21 protein-coding genes and 1 other RNA gene are annotated in these 15,649 nt (G+C 40.5%); 15 read left to right on the forward strand and 7 right to left on the reverse strand.

Annotated elements, in window-relative coordinates; all coding sequences use genetic code 11:
- The first annotated feature begins 54 nt into the window (after positions 1 to 54).
- Positions 55 to 717 (forward strand): CPBP family intramembrane glutamic endopeptidase, encoded by a 663-nt coding sequence (locus tag H7T93_RS04055; protein WP_175057817.1) that lies wholly within the window; start codon positions 55 to 57, stop codon positions 715 to 717.
- A 26-nt stretch (positions 718 to 743) separates the two neighbouring features.
- On the opposite strand, the gene proC is transcribed toward H7T93_RS04055, so the two are convergent.
- Together proC and pepA are read right to left on the reverse strand one after the other, a co-directional pair.
- A complete protein-coding gene (proC, locus tag H7T93_RS04060; protein ID WP_013991257.1) occupies positions 744 to 1,514 on the reverse strand; it encodes a pyrroline-5-carboxylate reductase in 771 nt (256 codons plus the stop codon).
- A 15-nt stretch (positions 1,515 to 1,529) separates the two neighbouring features.
- The gene (pepA, locus tag H7T93_RS04065; RefSeq protein ID WP_175057816.1) at positions 1,530 to 2,597 is read right to left on the reverse strand and encodes a glutamyl aminopeptidase; all 1,068 of its coding nucleotides are present in this window, start codon (positions 2,595 to 2,597) and stop codon (positions 1,530 to 1,532) included.
- 99 nt (positions 2,598 to 2,696) lie between these two features.
- Here pepA and H7T93_RS04070 point away from each other — a divergent pair, with 99 nt between their 5' ends.
- The 7 genes from H7T93_RS04070 to tadA all read left to right on the forward strand — a co-directional run bounded on the left by H7T93_RS04070 (position 2,697) and on the right by tadA (position 7,518).
- Positions 2,697 to 2,981 carry a DUF4651 domain-containing protein gene (locus tag H7T93_RS04070; protein ID WP_021152625.1) on the forward strand — a complete coding sequence of 95 codons (285 nt, stop codon included), beginning with the start codon at positions 2,697 to 2,699 and terminating at the stop codon, positions 2,979 to 2,981.
- On the forward strand, positions 2,978 to 3,292 hold the full coding sequence (locus tag H7T93_RS04075) for a thioredoxin family protein (protein WP_070475326.1): 315 nt from the start codon (positions 2,978 to 2,980) through the stop codon (positions 3,290 to 3,292). Before H7T93_RS04070 ends, H7T93_RS04075 begins: the two co-directional genes overlap by 4 nt.
- A gap of 3 nt (positions 3,293 to 3,295) precedes the next feature.
- Positions 3,296 to 3,820, forward strand: a complete 525-nt coding sequence (locus H7T93_RS04080) for a hypothetical protein (protein ID WP_022496105.1) — start codon at positions 3,296 to 3,298, stop codon at positions 3,818 to 3,820.
- Positions 3,821 to 3,851: 31 nt separating this feature from the next.
- A complete protein-coding gene (gene ytpR / locus H7T93_RS04085) occupies positions 3,852 to 4,475 on the forward strand; it encodes a YtpR family tRNA-binding protein (protein ID WP_002885779.1) in 624 nt (207 codons plus the stop codon).
- Between the two features lie 266 nt (positions 4,476 to 4,741).
- Positions 4,742 to 5,419, forward strand: a complete 678-nt coding sequence (locus H7T93_RS04090) for a CPBP family intramembrane glutamic endopeptidase (protein ID WP_002887005.1) — start codon at positions 4,742 to 4,744, stop codon at positions 5,417 to 5,419.
- A 428-nt stretch (positions 5,420 to 5,847) separates the two neighbouring features.
- Positions 5,848 to 6,240: a single-stranded DNA-binding protein gene (locus H7T93_RS04095; RefSeq protein ID WP_002885697.1), complete on the forward strand. Its 393-nt coding sequence runs from the start codon at positions 5,848 to 5,850 to the stop codon at positions 6,238 to 6,240.
- Between the two features lie 759 nt (positions 6,241 to 6,999).
- The gene (tadA, locus tag H7T93_RS04100) at positions 7,000 to 7,518 is read left to right on the forward strand and encodes a tRNA adenosine(34) deaminase TadA (protein ID WP_049553956.1); all 519 of its coding nucleotides are present in this window, start codon (positions 7,000 to 7,002) and stop codon (positions 7,516 to 7,518) included.
- A gap of 84 nt (positions 7,519 to 7,602) precedes the next feature.
- Here the strand turns inward: tadA and H7T93_RS04105 are convergent, their stop codons facing one another.
- The 3 genes from H7T93_RS04105 to H7T93_RS04115 are packed head-to-tail and all read right to left on the reverse strand — an operon-like array spanning position 7,603 to position 8,250.
- Entirely contained in the window at positions 7,603 to 7,857 is a 255-nt protein-coding gene (locus H7T93_RS04105; protein WP_038676855.1) for a hypothetical protein, read from the reverse strand.
- A gap of 47 nt (positions 7,858 to 7,904) precedes the next feature.
- Positions 7,905 to 8,072 carry a class IIb bacteriocin, lactobin A/cerein 7B family gene (locus tag H7T93_RS04110; protein WP_002885883.1) on the reverse strand — a complete coding sequence of 56 codons (168 nt, stop codon included), beginning with the start codon at positions 8,070 to 8,072 and terminating at the stop codon, positions 7,905 to 7,907.
- A 19-nt stretch (positions 8,073 to 8,091) separates the two neighbouring features.
- Positions 8,092 to 8,250 (reverse strand): class IIb bacteriocin, lactobin A/cerein 7B family, encoded by a 159-nt coding sequence (locus tag H7T93_RS04115; RefSeq protein WP_038676853.1) that lies wholly within the window; start codon positions 8,248 to 8,250, stop codon positions 8,092 to 8,094.
- A 321-nt stretch (positions 8,251 to 8,571) separates the two neighbouring features.
- Here H7T93_RS04115 and ffs point away from each other — a divergent pair.
- From ffs to H7T93_RS04150, 7 genes are all read left to right on the forward strand, one after another.
- Positions 8,572 to 8,657: signal recognition particle sRNA small type (gene ffs, locus H7T93_RS04120), an RNA gene on the forward strand.
- A 14-nt stretch (positions 8,658 to 8,671) separates the two neighbouring features.
- Positions 8,672 to 9,511: a methyltransferase domain-containing protein gene (locus H7T93_RS04125; RefSeq protein WP_038676851.1), complete on the forward strand. Its 840-nt coding sequence runs from the start codon at positions 8,672 to 8,674 to the stop codon at positions 9,509 to 9,511.
- A 113-nt stretch (positions 9,512 to 9,624) separates the two neighbouring features.
- Entirely contained in the window at positions 9,625 to 10,377 is a 753-nt protein-coding gene (locus H7T93_RS04130) for an HAD family hydrolase (RefSeq protein ID WP_038676849.1), read from the forward strand.
- Between the two features lie 85 nt (positions 10,378 to 10,462).
- Positions 10,463 to 11,161 carry a 2,3,4,5-tetrahydropyridine-2,6-dicarboxylate N-acetyltransferase gene (gene dapD, locus H7T93_RS04135; RefSeq protein ID WP_002886999.1) on the forward strand — a complete coding sequence of 233 codons (699 nt, stop codon included), beginning with the start codon at positions 10,463 to 10,465 and terminating at the stop codon, positions 11,159 to 11,161.
- Positions 11,162 to 11,237: 76 nt separating this feature from the next.
- Positions 11,238 to 12,371 (forward strand): N-acetyldiaminopimelate deacetylase, encoded by a 1,134-nt coding sequence (locus tag H7T93_RS04140; RefSeq protein WP_021144675.1) that lies wholly within the window; start codon positions 11,238 to 11,240, stop codon positions 12,369 to 12,371.
- A gap of 68 nt (positions 12,372 to 12,439) precedes the next feature.
- Positions 12,440 to 12,967: a 5-formyltetrahydrofolate cyclo-ligase gene (locus H7T93_RS04145; RefSeq protein ID WP_038676845.1), complete on the forward strand. Its 528-nt coding sequence runs from the start codon at positions 12,440 to 12,442 to the stop codon at positions 12,965 to 12,967.
- Complete coding sequence (locus H7T93_RS04150; RefSeq protein WP_038676843.1) at positions 12,958 to 13,632, forward strand: rhomboid family intramembrane serine protease; 675 nt, start codon at positions 12,958 to 12,960, stop codon at positions 13,630 to 13,632. Before H7T93_RS04145 ends, H7T93_RS04150 begins: the two co-directional genes overlap by 10 nt.
- Before the next feature lie 45 nt (positions 13,633 to 13,677).
- Here H7T93_RS04150 and galU read toward each other — a convergent pair whose 3' ends face one another.
- Positions 13,678 to 14,592, reverse strand: a complete 915-nt coding sequence (gene galU, locus H7T93_RS04155; protein ID WP_003091906.1) for a UTP--glucose-1-phosphate uridylyltransferase GalU — start codon at positions 14,590 to 14,592, stop codon at positions 13,678 to 13,680.
- A 17-nt stretch (positions 14,593 to 14,609) separates the two neighbouring features.
- Positions 14,610 to 15,632 carry an NAD(P)H-dependent glycerol-3-phosphate dehydrogenase gene (locus H7T93_RS04160; protein WP_022496721.1) on the reverse strand — a complete coding sequence of 341 codons (1,023 nt, stop codon included), beginning with the start codon at positions 15,630 to 15,632 and terminating at the stop codon, positions 14,610 to 14,612.
- Between the last annotated feature and the right edge of the window lie 17 nt (positions 15,633 to 15,649).

Raw genomic sequence — 15,649 nt, forward strand, 5'->3', positions numbered from 1 at the left:
TTATGTTGTATTATAATAAAAGTACAAACAGATGATGAAAAGAGGTGGATTCTCATGAACAAAGGGTCAATTCTCAAACGCTTTCTTTATTTTTTACTAGCTTTCCTAATACTAATTATTGATCAAGTTCCAACCATCTATTTAGGTGTCAAAGATATAAGGCTGGTCTGTCTCTTAATTTTTGTCTTGCTTCTTATGAGCGCAGGAGCTCTTTTCTTAGGAAAACGTCTTGGGCTTTTCGAAGGCTTTAAGGCCCTTTCTTCCCTGAGGGCCTGGGGTATGATTGGCTTGACCTACCTAGGTATTTATATCGTTACTAGGATTGGTTCTATAGTCATGATGATGGAAGGTGTTAGTAATAGCACCAATCAGGCAGCCATAGAAAATGCCCATATGAATCCCTTCCTTCTCATAACGTTTACAGTAATTATGGCACCAATTGTGGAAGAGCTGGTTTTTCGCGGGCTTCTCATGGGACGCGTCTTTAATCCAGATTCTATTGTTGGCTTGATTGTTAGTAGTTTACTTTTTGGCCTTGTTCATATGCCGAATAGTATCGGTGTTTGGATTATATATGCAGGTATGGGGTTTGTCCTTGGGATAGCATATCGTAAGTTTCAAAAGTTAGAGTATTGTATCATGGCCCATATCATTAACAATAGTATTGCGGTTTCAATGTTATTACTCTTACAATTTTTAGCACCATATATCAAATAAAGCTCGGAATCTTCCGAGCTTTTTTCTTATAGTTTTTTAGCTTTAGCAATGGTGGTATCAATACTTGAAACCACACTATGGGTGAGGCCTGTACGCTCAAGGTCCATGAGACCGGCGATAGTAGTCCCACCAGGGCTACATACCTTGTCAATAAGATCATGTGGACTGTCGCTACCAAGACTGAGATTTTCAGCGGTAGCTAGAACAGTCTGTGTGGCAATGGTCAGAGCGACCTGCTTACTTAGGCCGTTTTTGACACCAGCCTTGGCTAGAGCCTCGATAAAGAGGGCGATGTAGGCAGGGCTAGAACCTGCTAAGGCAGTAAAGGTATCAAAATCCTTCTCAGCCAATTCAACAGTGGTTCCAAAACTGTCTGTGATTTCCTTGGCAACTGCTAAAAGGTCCTCGGATACCTTATCATTAGTGCAAAGACCAGTAGTGCTTTTGAGAATTTGAGCATTAAGGTTCGGCATGATACGAATAAGAGGAAGGTCTGGACTGGTGAGGGAAGCGAGGCGTTCTAAGGTCACTCCAGCAGCCATACTTATGATAGGTTGATGGAAATTGAGATCGGCTAGTACCTTATCAAACATTTGAGGTTTGATACCAAGGATGACCAGGTCAGCATTATCCAACAATTCCTGATGGGAAGCAGCCGCTTCAACCTCTAGTTCCTCTGCAATCTGGCGTGAACGAGCCAAGGAAGACCCTGAAATAATGATACGATGTGAGCTTGTATTTAGGCCGTTGATAATGGCTGTTGCCATTTTTCCGACACCGATAAAACCTATAATCATGGGTTACTCCTTGTCTTAGTAGTTTTTAATTAAATCTACTGTCGAGCGATCCAACTTCTTAACAATAGCTTGTAAGAAGGCCTGTGCTTCTAGGAAGTCATCCATCGCATAAAGGGTTTGGTGTGAGTGAATGTAGCGGGCACAAACACCGATAGTTGTTGATGGAACACCAGCATTCTGCAAGTGAGCGGCACCAGCATCTGTTCCGCCCGCAGCACAGTAGTATTGGTATTTGATACCAGCTTCTTCAGCAGTAGTTAAAAGGAAATCTTTCATATTGGGCAACATGATGTGACCTGGATCGAAGAAACGAATAAGTGTACCATCACCTACCTTACCTTGATTACCATAGATATCACCTGCAGGAGAACAGTCCACTGCAAAGAAAACTTCAGGATCAATTTTAGTGGTAGAGACATGGGCACCACGTAAACCAACTTCTTCTTGAACATTGGCCCCAGCGATTAGAGTATTGTTGAGTTCTTGATCCTTAACGTTTTCCAAGAGTTCACGAATCATGAGAACACCATAACGGTTATCCCAAGCTTTAGAAATGACATTCTTTTGATTGGCTGTGAGAATCGTTTCTGATTCAGGAATGATGACATCACCTGGGAAAACGCCGTAGGCATTTGCTTCTTCTTGGTTGGCAAAACCAGCATCAAAGACGATATCAGAAACACTGGGAAGACTTGAAGCTCCACCGCTAGCACGTAAGAAATGAGGTGGCACTGAACCTGAGATGACAGGATAGGTACGGCCGTCACGAGTGTGTAGAGTGAAGCGTTGTGAGCTGACAACAAGTGGGTTCCAACCACCAAGTTCAACGACACGGAAAGTTCCGTCTGCTTTGATTTCCTTAATCATAAACCCAACTTCATCCATGTGGGCAGCCACAAGCACCTTAGGGGCATTTTCTGCTTGGCTATGCTTGATACCGAAAATACCACCGAGACCATCTGTTTGGACTTCATCTACAAGTGGGGTGATGTTGTTGCGAAGGTAGTCGCGTACAGGAGCTTCAAAGCCTGAAGTAGCACTGAGCTCGGTTACTTCTTTAATTTTGTCAAATAGGGTAGTCATAAAATCCTCCTTGAGTAGTACTTGCTACTATTTTAGCACGATTCTCAAGAGATAGGTAGCCTCTCCCCATTCGTCTAAAATTATGGTAAAATGTTTCTTATGAAACGTAAAACATTGGCCTTGTTTGCTGGAGGCGTAGGAGCTTTAGGTCTCTTGGCAATGGCAGAGAAGTATAGACAGTCACGTACAGAAATGAAGAAGGCTGCATTAATCCAAGATATTAGACAAGAATTATCTCACTTGGGGACTATCGCAGTCCTTTATACAAATCCCACTGATAAGGAAAATCCAGGACTTACAGGAGGTATCGTCTTAGAGGATGGACGTTCCTATAGCTTTGTTTATGCAGAGGATATCTTGACCTATGAGGAGGAGCAGGCATGATTATTCCTAAGAATCTTGAAGAATTGGCAAGCTATGTTGAAAGTGATCAAAAGGTGGTTTTCTTTTTCACTGCCGATTGGTGTCCAGACTGCCAGTTTATCTATCCCGTTATGCCTGAAATTGAAGCCCTCCATCCAGATATGACCTTTGTGCGTGTTAACCGTGATGATTATATGGCTTTGGCGCAAACTTGGAATATTTTTGGTATCCCAAGTTTTGTCGTGACTCAGAAAGGTCAGGAATTGGGACGCTTGGTCAATAAAGCTCGTAAAACCAAAGAAGAAGTCAATGCCTTTTTGTCGGAGATTTAAAAGATGAAAATCAATCACTTTCCTAATATCTCTCTTGATATTTCAGAAACTAAAGAAAAGTATCTGACAGAAAAAAATGAGGAGATCATCGAAGAATTATGCCAAATTTTAGTAGAGCATTCCAAAATTGAAAGTGATATCTTCCTAAAACACCAAGAAATAAACACCTACAAAAAGGAAAATAATCTGCCTACACATCAAACTATTCCTGGGGAAATGGAGTTATTTGATGAATTTAAAGAGAAGTTGACTCCTTTAGCTCAAAAATACTTGACTGATAACTGTTATAAAAGAGGTTTTTCAGCTTCTTTTGGTTCTCCAGGCACCTATGATTTTGTGTTAGAGCCCTGTCGAGTTAAGTTTATTATGAAGAGTAAGGCTAAGATGTTTCTCGAATTTTCTTATGGGAATGACTTTTGGTACCATAAACAATTTATCGTAAAATTAACAGAGAGTGACTGGAAAATTGACAAGATTAGTTATCGCTATGGTAGTAATGACGATTCTTGGCATGTCAGTCGATTTTAAAATCTATAAAAGAACTATTGAAGGAGAACCCATGATTTTTGCATACAATAAGGAACAAGTTGGTGACGTTTTGTTGGTTATCTTGGAAGATACTAAGGACATCAAACGTAGCGTAGAACGTAAAGGTAAAGTGGCGCGTGTCACAGCTGATGAAACAGGCAAGACTCTTGCTTGGAATATTTTTGAAGCGTCAAGCCTCATTGATATTGAAGGTAACGGTCAAGTTTTCTTGTCAGACCAAGATGTAGCTGTTTTGAACGAGGAATTGGCTAAAGAGGGCTTTGAAGAGCGTTTGGAAAACACACAAGGTCCAGTCTTTGTGGTTGGACAAATTGATGAAATGGTTGCACATCCAGACAGTGACCACCTTAACATCTGCCAAGTGAACATCGGTGATAAGAAGGTCCAAATCGTTGCAGGAGCACCAAACGCAGCGCTTGGGCTTAAAACTATCGTAGCCCTTCCTGGTGCTATGATGCCTAGTGGTGCCCTTATCTTCCCAGGAAAACTTCGTGGTGAAGATAGTTATGGTATGATGTGTGCCCCACGTGAGTTGGCACTTCCAAATGCCCCACAAAAACGTGGTATTATTGAGCTTGATGATTCAGCAGTAGTCGGTGAGGCTTTTGATCCAGCTAAACACTGGAAAGGGTAAATAAGACAAGAAGCGGTAAGTATATACCGCTTTTTTTTAGGAGAGCTCGTCTTGGCAAATGGTTCAAAATTTCGAGAACCTCTTTATGCTTACCAAGTTCATCATCAAAATATAATAGTATTGCTCTCAATCTCTATTATTTGCCAAAACAACTTTATCCGAGCAATTATCTAAAAAATGTGGCTTCAAGTTTATTAATCAAGTTGTGTTTTATTTATCTGTCAGACTCAGATTTGGTGATGATTATATAAAGAAAGGAAAGTTCAATGGTTTACAACAAACATAAGGGAGTCCTTGTTTTTATGATTCTCTATACAGTCCTTTTTGTTTTTGACGGTATACGAGTATTTGATGCTCCCTTACCTTCTTCTTTAACGACCTATTTAGTTTATACCATCATGTTTTTGTATGGTTGCTTCTTATTTAAGTCTGAATTGCTCAAAAAGTGGAAAGAGGTCAGAAGTTCTAAAAGAAAATTTTTCTTGGGGGTTTTAAAAGGCTGGCTCTTACTTGTCCTGGTGACCATTTTCTTTGGACTACTATCGGCAATATTGAGGCAGGTTTTGGGACTAAGTGAACAAGGACTAAACGAGGCTAATATACAAAGTACCTTTAAAGAACAACCACTACTGATAGCAGTTTTCGCCTGTATCATTGGACCTTTTGTGGAAGAACTCTTTTTCCGTCAAATTTTATTGCATTGTTTACAGAGACATTTGCCAAGCTGGCTAAGCATTTGTGTGGTAGGATTTGTTTTCGCCTTGACCCATATGCACAGTTTGTCTTTATCAGAGTGGGTCAGTGCAGTTGGTTACTTAGGTGGCGGAGTAGCCCTTTCAATTATTTATGTGAATGAAAAGGGAAATATTTACTATCCCTTGATGGTTCATGTGCTAGGAAATATTTTATCTTTTATAGTATTGGTCATTGGTAGTGTGCAATAAGTGAATTCCAAACTATTTCAGCTTACAAAGAAAAGGCAAAGGACTCTCGTCTCTCTTCTATCAATAAAACAACTTCAAAACGGAGTGTTAAAATTATTTTAAGTGGTAATTCTGGGTCAGCAGAGGATGATTTGAGTAAGTAAACTAATGACAAGTTTGTATGGCGATAACTGTTCTTTGAATCGACAGCTCATACCAAGCTTCCTACTTCCTTTGCTAGTAGCTCAGCTCATCTTCAGATGTCTAATATTTAGTGACAAGTACATTTATTGCAGAACTCATCCTGCTTTTCACCCGAATAGATTTTACTTTTTTCTATTTAATTGAAGTCAATAATGTGATATATATATCTTATTTTTATTCTTGCTTTTTCAAAATCTGTCACTTTTTTTACTTCTGCTTACGAATAGATAGGTGGAGGTAAAAAAATGTATAACAAAGTTATTTTAATTGGACGTTTGACGGCGACTCCTGAAATGGTAAAAACTGCTAGCGATAGGTCTTTTACACGTGTTACAGTTGCGGTTAATCGTCGCTATAAGACGCAAAATGGTGAGCGTGAGGCTGACTTTATTACAGTGGTTGTCTGGGGGCGTTTGGCTGAGACCTTAGCATCTTATGCTAGCAAGGGGAGTTTAATTTCTCTTGATGGTGAGCTTCGTACTCGTAAGTACGATAAGGATGGTCAAACTCATTACGTTACTGAAGTGCTTTGTTCCTCTTTCCAACTTCTGGAGAGTCGTGCTCAGCGTGCTGTTAGGGAAAATAATCCTGATAATGACTTGGCTGACCTCGTCTTGGAAGAAGAACTTCCCTTCTAGTTTATCCTTTGACTAGCTATCTAGGTCTCCTATCTTTGAAGCAACCTCTCTAAAAAATCATGATCTTGTTCCATACCTTGTTTTAAAGAATTGTTGGAGATAAAATATTAAACACTTGTTAGACTAATAAACAGTAAAATTAGATAAGACTTAGGATGATAGGTGTTTAATAGTGTAGATAGACTAGAAAAAATAGTTTAGGAAGCCTTAAAATGTTGATATATCAACGTTTTAAATGTTAAACAAAATATTCAAAACAATGCATACAATTAACAGTTATTTCTAATGCATATCATTGTTTTATTACCGATTTTTAAATTAAATGATAGAGGTTTCATGATAAACTATAGGTGGGTAAGGAAAAAGCTATAAAAGTTACTTTTATAGTAGGCATTATTTGTTTGGAAGGAAAGTGTGAAATATCACAACTATAACGCTATCCTTGCAATTGTTTGAAACAGTTGCATTTTTGTTTATCGTTGTGAGGCCTTAGGCCTATATAATGATTTCACAGACAATTGACTATGACACTCCGACTGACATATGAATTAGGATGTTAAGCGGTCGTTGACTTTTCGTCTAGCCTTGGGGGAACACATTGGTGTGATTCCTAAGACTCACCAGACTAATGTGTTTGAAGCTAGGATGATTCGTCTTAGCTTTTTTTGTGTCCTTTAGAAAGGGAATATCATTCTTATGCTATAATAGAAGGACTAGGCGAGATATTGTCTCGCAAATCTTGGAACGGGAGTGACACTAATGCTTGACTTTACCCAAGAAGAGAAAGATTTTTTTATGTCTGAAGCTCTTAAGGAGGCCGAAAAATCTCTAGATAAAGCAGAGATTCCAATTGGATGTGTCATCGTTAAAGATGGAGAAGTCTTAGGTCGTGGGCACAATGCACGTGAGGAGCTCAATCAAGCTATCATGCATGCGGAGGTCATGGCTATTCAGGAGGCTAATAGGACTGTGGGCAATTGGCGTTTGTTAGATTGTACCCTCTTTGTAACCATCGAACCCTGTGTAATGTGTAGTGGGGCAATTGGCTTGGCTCGTATTCCTAAAGTTATCTATGGAGCAAGCAATCAAAAGTTTGGTGGTGCGGGTAGCCTTTACGATATCCTAAGAGACGAGCGCCTCAACCATCGCGTAGAAGTAGAGACTGGTGTCATGGAGGAAGAGTGTGCTAAGATTATGCAAGACTTTTTCCGTCAGAGTCGTGAACGTAAAAAAGAAGCCAAACGATTGGCTAAATTGGAAACAAGGCAAGATATGTAAACAAAAGTGCAAGGCCCTTTGGCCTTGCACTTTTTAATGGAAGATGAGTTTTTGTTTTCCTGAAGGCAATTTAGGTCACTCTTTCTATGCTTTATTTTTTTCTTTCTCTCTTGTCAAAAGAAAAATAGGCATAAAGAGGATCAGAGTACCAAAAGCGGACTTCAAATTAGCATCAATAATTGGTGTTCCTAATCGTACATGAAAGATAAGGTTGATTAGGAGTATCAGAAGTAGGCTACCGATAATTCCAGCTAAAGCTATTTTTACGAGTAAATAGTTATTCGTTTTAGGTGATTGATTAGCAGTAGTATCATTTGTTTGATTTTTTGTATGTTTCATGAGTTATCATCCTCAAAATCTTTGAGATGTCAGCTGAGTTCTGTTAGTTAGTGGGTGAGGTTATAGAAAGACTTACCTGCAGCATAGCTAAGGTCATAAGTCAGTTTTGCAGCAGCAATGCCAACAGAAATAGCGGCCCAAGGAACCACTCCACCTGATACAGCTTCAAGTTCTTGAGTAGTCATGTTTTTACGATTGTTAATGGTCTTAGTCATTGTTCATATGTCCTTTCTTTTATCGCGCAGAGTCCATGTAGCCATTGTAGGCTCCAAGGCATACCATAGTTCCAATAGGTCTTGAAGCTAGGCAGAGCCCTCCAATGGCAAGGTTAGTCTTCCATCCGCCTCCTGTTACTGAGGCTAGGTCAGCTGCCTTCATTTCTTTGTTAATCACTGTCATTCTCCTTTTTTTATTTTTGGTGAGTTTTTAAATCTCATACCCTCTCACCACGAGTTAAGAGGTATGTTAAACATGACTTCTCCTTTAAATAAAGTCAGCCATGTCACTAGCTTTTGGTGCTTTCCTCAAGCTATGGATTTATTATAAGGTGTCGAGAAATAAAAAAGTAGTGACATAAATGTCACCATGGTAAGTCTTATGTTTTATCGAAGTTTAGACTGACCGAAGGAAATAATAGGGATTGATAGGGGATAGGTCTAGCTAGTCTTATCATAAGTTCTCTACTTGCAATCACTGCAATTTATGGTATAATATTTTTCGGAGCAACATCTGTGCGTGAAGCGGGTCAGGGGAGGAATCCAGCAGCCCTAAGCGATTTCAGGTGTGTGCTCTTTTTTTGTGTCGAGGAGGATTTATGGCCAAATTTAGTGTTTTTAAAGATCAAGAGAGTCTTTTTGCTTGTCCTATCTGTCAAGCGCCAATGCATTTGGATTTGTCTAGCTTGGTTTGTCAGAATAGGCATACCTTTAATATCGCCAAGCAGGGCTTTGTCAATTTTTTGAGACAGACTAAGGGAGATAAGAACTATGATATGGCTTCTTTTGAAAAGAGGAGTCAGATTCTTGCGGCAGGCTATTACGATCCTATCCTGGAGGTGATTTCAGAGCGCTTGCGTGACCTTCCTGAACACTCGCACGTTCTAGATGTTGCCTGTGGTGAGGGCTATTATAGCCGTCAGTTGGCTCAAGAGTTTGACAAGGATTTCATGGCCTTTGATTTGTCTAAGGATTCTATCCTTCTTGCGGCTCGTCAAAATCCTCAGAAAAATGTAGCTTGGTTTGTTGGCGATTTGGCTCAATTGCCTTTACGTGAACACTGTATCGATGTGATTTTAGATATTTTTTCACCAGCTAATTATCAAGAATTTGGACGACTTTTGTCTGATCATGGCTTGGTTTTTAAGGTTATTCCTCATGAGGATCATCTTAAAGAGTTTCGCCAATTGTTACCGGAGGCGCAGGCTTATTCGAACCAGGATGTTCTGGAACATTTTCAAGAGTCCTGTGACCTTTTGGAGCGTGTGACGATTGCTAAGACTTGGTCTATGCCATCAGAGCATGTTCAAACATTTGCTGAGATGACACCTCTTTTTTTCCATGCCAATAAGGATACTTTGGACTTGACTTCAGTGACGCAATTAACCGTTGCGGGAGAACTGCTGATTGGCCGTATTAGAGATGATAAGCAATCCTAACAGTCGTTGGGATTTTTTTGATGGGAAAATGTCTCAGTTAGCTTGTTTGGTCTTCCTAAAAGGTGTATGATGAGAGCAATGAGTAAGAAAGTTTCAGTAATGGGTAAAAAGCGATGAAAAATAGAGCTTATAAGAACTACATTTTTGATTTTTATGGTACCTTGGTTGATATCTTAACTGATGAGAAGGATCCTGTGTTATGGGATAAACTAGGCCAACTATATCAGGCTTATGGAGCGGCTTATGAGGGCGAGACTCTTAAAAAGGCTTATGCTAAGCACGTGGATCAGGCCCGTAAGGAGTTAATAGATCTCAAAGGAGTTGCTTATCCAGAAATTGATTTAGCCCACATTTTTAACCAGCTTTATGTAGACGCTCGGCCTCAGTCTCGTAACTCTAATCAGCCGGAAGATTGGGGACAATTGATAGCAATGGTCTTTCGCGTCTTATCTCGCAAACATGTGACGGCTTATCCCCATACCAAGGAGGTGCTAGCCTTTCTAAAAGAGCAGGGCTGTCGGATTTATCTCTTGTCTAATGCTCAAGCAGCCTTTACTAACGCTGAGATTGACCTAATGGCGTTAAGACCTTATTTTGATGCTATTTACTTGTCTTCGGATGCCGGTATCTGTAAGCCGCAACCTGAATTTTTAAAGCAAGTTTTGGATGATCATGGGTTAAACCCGTCTGAGACAGTCATGGTTGGAAATGACTTAACGACTGATATTGCTGTGGCTGAAGCAGTTGGAATCGATAGTATCTTGCTCAATACCTTCCCTTATTCTCGTCGAGAACTGGAGAATTCCCCAATCAAGCCAGACCGAGTGATTACTGATATAGAAGCTCTAAAGACCAATTTTACATAAAAATACACTGTATTTGGCAAAAGCAAAGACAATTATCAGAATTTTTGGTATAATAATTCCTAACTTTATGTGAATGGAGAATCTCATGACTGCACAAAAAATGTCTGCACAAGAAATTATCGCTTTTATCGGTAATGCTGAAAAGAAAACGAATGTTAAAGTAACTTTTGAAGGGGAATTGGCAACTGCTGTTCCAGCTTCTGTCACTAAACTTGGTAACGTTCTTTTCGGAGACTGGAAAGATATCGAACCACTTCTTGCGAATTTGACTGAAAACAAGGACTATGTTGTGGAACAAGATGGCCGTAACTCAGCTGTTCCATTGCTTGATAAACGTCACCTTAATGCACGTATCGAACCAGGTGCTATTATCCGAGACCAAGTAACTATCGAAGACAATGCTGTCGTTATGATGGGTGCTGTAATCAATATCGGTGCTGAAATTGGTGCTGGTACTATGATTGATATGGGTGCTATCCTTGGTGGTCGTGCTACTGTTGGTAAAAACAGCCATATCGGTGCGGGTGCAGTCCTTGCTGGTGTGATTGAACCAGCTTCAGCAGACCCAGTTCGTATCGGTGATAACGTTCTTGTTGGTGCTAATGCTGTTGTTATTGAAGGTGTTCAAGTTGGTAACGGTTCAGTCGTTGCTGCTGGAGCTATCGTTACTCAAGATGTTCCTGAAAATGTGGTTGTAGCTGGTGTTCCAGCTCGTATCATCAAGGAAATTGATGAAAAAACACAACAAAAAACAGCACTCGAAGACGCTTTGCGTAACTTATAACATATTGATAGTAGAGGCCTGTAAGGCCTCTATTTCTAGATTCTCTATAAAATAAGACAATAAAAAGGATAAAAACATGACACTTGATTTAATTAAAATCAGACGAGACCTTCACCAAATTCCTGAAATTGGTTTGGAAGAATTTAAAACTCAGGCTTATCTCTTAGAGCGTATTGCTGAAATGACTGAAGGTAAGGACTTTGTGGAGCAACGTACTTGGCGTACAGGGATCCTTGTCTATCTTCACGGGCATGCTCCTGAAAAAACTATTGGTTGGCGTACAGATATTGATGGTCTCCCAATCGTAGAGGAAACCGGTCTTGACTTCAAGTCTACTCATGAAGGTCGTATGCATGCTTGTGGACACGATATGCACATGACCACAGCACTTGGTCTTTTGGACCAGATGCTTCAAGTACAGCCTAAAAATAACATGCTCTTCCTCTTCCAACCAGCCGAAGAAAATGAAGCTGGTGGTATGCTTATATATGAAGATGGTGCCTTTGGAGATTGGTTGCCAGATGAGTTTTATGGTCTCCACGTCCGTCCAGATTTCAAGGTAGGTGATATTGCGACTAACACAAGCACCCTTTTTGCTGGGACTTGTGAAGTCCTCGTTACTTTCAAGGGGAAAGGTGGACATGCGGCCTTTCCACATGAGGCCAATGATGCCCTTGTAGCAGCTTCTTACTTTATTACTCAGGTGCAAACGATTGTCAGTCGTAATGTTGACCCTATCCAGGGTGGGGTAGTTACCTTTGGTTCTTTCCATGCAGGAACTACTAACAATGTTATCGCTGAAACTGCAGAGGTTTATGGAACTATTCGTACCCTTACTCAGGAAATGAGTCTCCTTATCCAGAAGCGCGTGCGCCAGATTGCAGAGGGTGTAGCAGCTAGCTTTGGTATGGAAGTGGATATCATGTTGAAACAAGGTGGTTATCTTCCTGTGGAAAATAATCCAGCCTTGGCTAAAGAGTTAATGAGCTTCTTTGATGCTAGCCCAGAGGTCAACCTGATTGATTGTCCACCAGCTATGACTGGAGAGGATTTCGGTTATTTGCTTAGTAAGGTTCCTGGTGTCATGTTCTGGTTGGGAATTGACACGCCATATGCACTTCACCATCCTAAGATGAGTCCAAATGAAGATGCTCTCGCTTTTGCAGTGGCTGAAATTGGAAAATTCCTTAAACACAAGGCAGAAGCCTAACCATAGTTGATACAGCTAAAAAATCTACCAAGTCTGACTTTTGGTAGCTTTTTTGATATGATAAACCTATGAAAAATGAACTTAGAAAAACAGTCTTGGCTCAGTTAACTTCACAAGATCCTGAGACTAAGGCTAAGATAGATCAATATCTTTTGGAGCAATTGATTGCCTTACCTGCTTATAAAGATGCCCAGGTGATTGCGACTTATTTGTCTTTTCCTCATGAATATGATACCGGTCTTTTAATCAATCAGGCTTTAAAGGATGGTAAACGACTTTTGATTCCTAAAACATATAAACAAGGTCGAATGATTTTTGTGGATTATGATCCAGATAATCTTGTTGCAACCTCTTTTGGCTTGATGGAACCTGTGTCTGATTTGGCTGTGGAAAAATCAGAGATTGATTTAATTCATGTGCCAGGAGTAGTTTTCAATGATGAAGGCTATCGCATTGGTTACGGAGCAGGTTACTATGACCGCTATTTGTCTGATTTTGAAGGGGAGACCGTTAGTACGGTTTATCCTTGCCAGAAACATGATTTTCAACCAGATAGCTATGATATTCCTGTTAAGGAGGTTGTTACATGCAAGTAAATGAGTGGAAGAAATACCCAGCAACCTATCTATTGTTGGGGCTTACGACGCTGACTTTCATCTGTCAATATCTCTTAAATGGCTTTCAAGCGACCTCACCTTTGAGCCTCTTTAAGATGGGGGCCATGTACGGTGCTTTTGTTCAGTACAGCCCACTGAACCTCTGGCGTCTTGTAACACCGATTTTTGTGCATATAGGTGTTGAGCATTTTCTATTTAATATGCTTGCCCTTTACTTTATGGGGAAAATGGCTGAGCAGATTTTTGGGACTCTACGTTTTCTAGGGCTCTATTTGTTGGCTGGTGTTATGGGAAATGCCTTTACCTTACTTTTTACGCCTAATGTTATTGCAGCTGGTGCTTCGACATCCTTGTTTGGACTTTTTGCGGCTGTTGTGATTCTTGGCTACTATAGTCATAGTCCTTTGCTTAATCAGTTAGGTCGCAATTACTTGGCTTTGATTGTCATAAACTTAATCTTCAACCTGTTTACACCTAGTGTTGGGATTACAGGCCATCTTGGTGGTTTAGTTGGAGGTGCTCTTGCAGCTATCTTTTTGGCTAACAAGGTTGAAAGTCGCTTATTTAGTAAAGGTTGGCGTTTTACAGCTCTTTTAACTTACATTTTACTATTGCTGATTCTTCTAGGATTTACTTATTTTTAAATTATATGAAAAAACCATCGAACCTGACATTCGATGGTTTTTATATTAGTCTTTTTTAGCTGCTTTGCCTTCAAGTTTGTGGCCCAAGTCAATGAGGTATTGCTTGAGGTCATCTTTAACTTGAGGATGTTTAAGTGCGTAATCGATTGATGTTTTCATGAATCCGAATTTGTCACCGACATCATAACGGTCTCCAGTAAATTCGCGAGCAAAGACGCGTTGTGTCTTGTTAAGTTTATCGATAGCATCAGTCAATTGGACTTCATTTCCAGCACCTGGTTCTTGAGTTTCCAAAATACCGAAAATTTCAGGTGTTAGAAGGTAACGCCCGATGATAGCAAGATCACTTGGTGCATCCTCTGGATTTGGTTTTTCAACGAAAGTTTCAACGCTATAACGTCCATTTTCACCTTTGCCTTGAGGGGCGATGACACCATAAGAAGAAACTTCTTCATGAGGTACAGGCATAACTGCAATGGTTGATGCGTGTGTTTCCTCATAATCATTAATGAGCTGCTTAGTCAAAGGTACTGCTTTGTCATTAGTGATATCCATGAGGTCGTCACCAAGCATGACAACGAATGGCTCATTTCCGACAAATGCTTTGGCTTGAAGAACAGCATCTCCAAGGCCACGTGGGTGGCTTTGGCGGATAAAGTGGAGGTTAATAGCAGTGGTGTCATTAACCAATTTCAACAGGTCTGTCTTACCTTTTTGTTCCAAGTTGTATTCTAACTCGAAGTTTGAATCAAAGTGGTCTTCGATAGAACGTTTTGACTTACCAGTAACCACCAAGATATCTTCGATACCTGATTTGAGGGCTTCTTCAACGATAAATTGGATGGTTGGTTTGTCAACGATTGGCAACATTTCTTTGGCCAAGGCCTTAGTAGCTGGTAAAAAGCGTGTTCCGAGTCCTGCAGCGGGGATGATAGCTTTTCTAACTTTTTGATTCTTCATGAGAACTCCTTAGATTTTTATTTTTTATCCCATTCATTTTCAGAGCGCAATTCGTTGGACATCATATTGAGAATAGATTCCTTGATATCAGCACCCTCATAGATAGATTTGTAGATTGCTGTTGTTATTGGCATGTAGACGCCGAGTTCTTGGGCGATTTCATAGGCAACCTTTGTGGTTGAAATACCCTCGATAACCATTCCCATGTTACGTTCAATGTCTTCTAGCTTTTCTCCACGACCGAGCGCATCCCCAGCACGCCAGTTACGTGAATGGATAGAAGTTCCTGTAACAATAAGGTCACCAACCCCAGATAGACCGCTGTAAGTCAAAGGATCAGCCCCAAGTTTCACACCAAGACGAGTAATTTCCGCAAGGCCACGAGTAATAACGGCTGCCTTAGCATTGTCCCCATATCCCATACCGTGGAGGGCACCAGCACCTACCGCGATAATGTTTTTAAGAGCACCAGCTGTTTCAACACCAATCACATCTGAATTGGTGTAGAGGCGGAAGTAGCTATTGCTGAAAATACCTTGGACATAGCGTGCCGCTTCAAGATCCTTAGATGCTGCTGTAATCAAAGTGATATCGCGAACAATAGTTTCTTCAGCGTGGCTTGGACCAGATACGACAACAATCTCACTACGAAGTTCCTTAGGAATCTCTTCTTCAAGGATTGTTGAAAGGCGTTCGTGTGTTCCAGGTTCCAAACCTTTGGAAGCATGCATAACAACAACTTCGTGGTCCAAAAGTTCAGCAACTTGCTTAGCAACTAAGCGAGTGACCTTGGTTGGAACAACAAAGAGAACAGCGTCGACACTATCTAGGGCTTCAGATAGCTCTTTGTAGGCTTTAATGTTTTCATCCAAAACCACATCCTTGAAGTAGCGGGTATTGGTGTGTTTCTCGTTAATTTCATCAATTTGTTCAGGGATGTTTCCCCAAATACGGACCTCGTGTCCGTTGTCGTTGAGTACCTGAGCAAGGGCAGTTCCCCATGAACCAGGGCCCAAGACAGCGATTTTTTGTTTTTTCATCATTAGGTCTCCCTTTA

Source organism: Streptococcus sp. 9.1, from assembly GCF_016648815.1.
GTDB lineage: Bacteria > Bacillota > Bacilli > Lactobacillales > Streptococcaceae > Streptococcus > Streptococcus salivarius_E.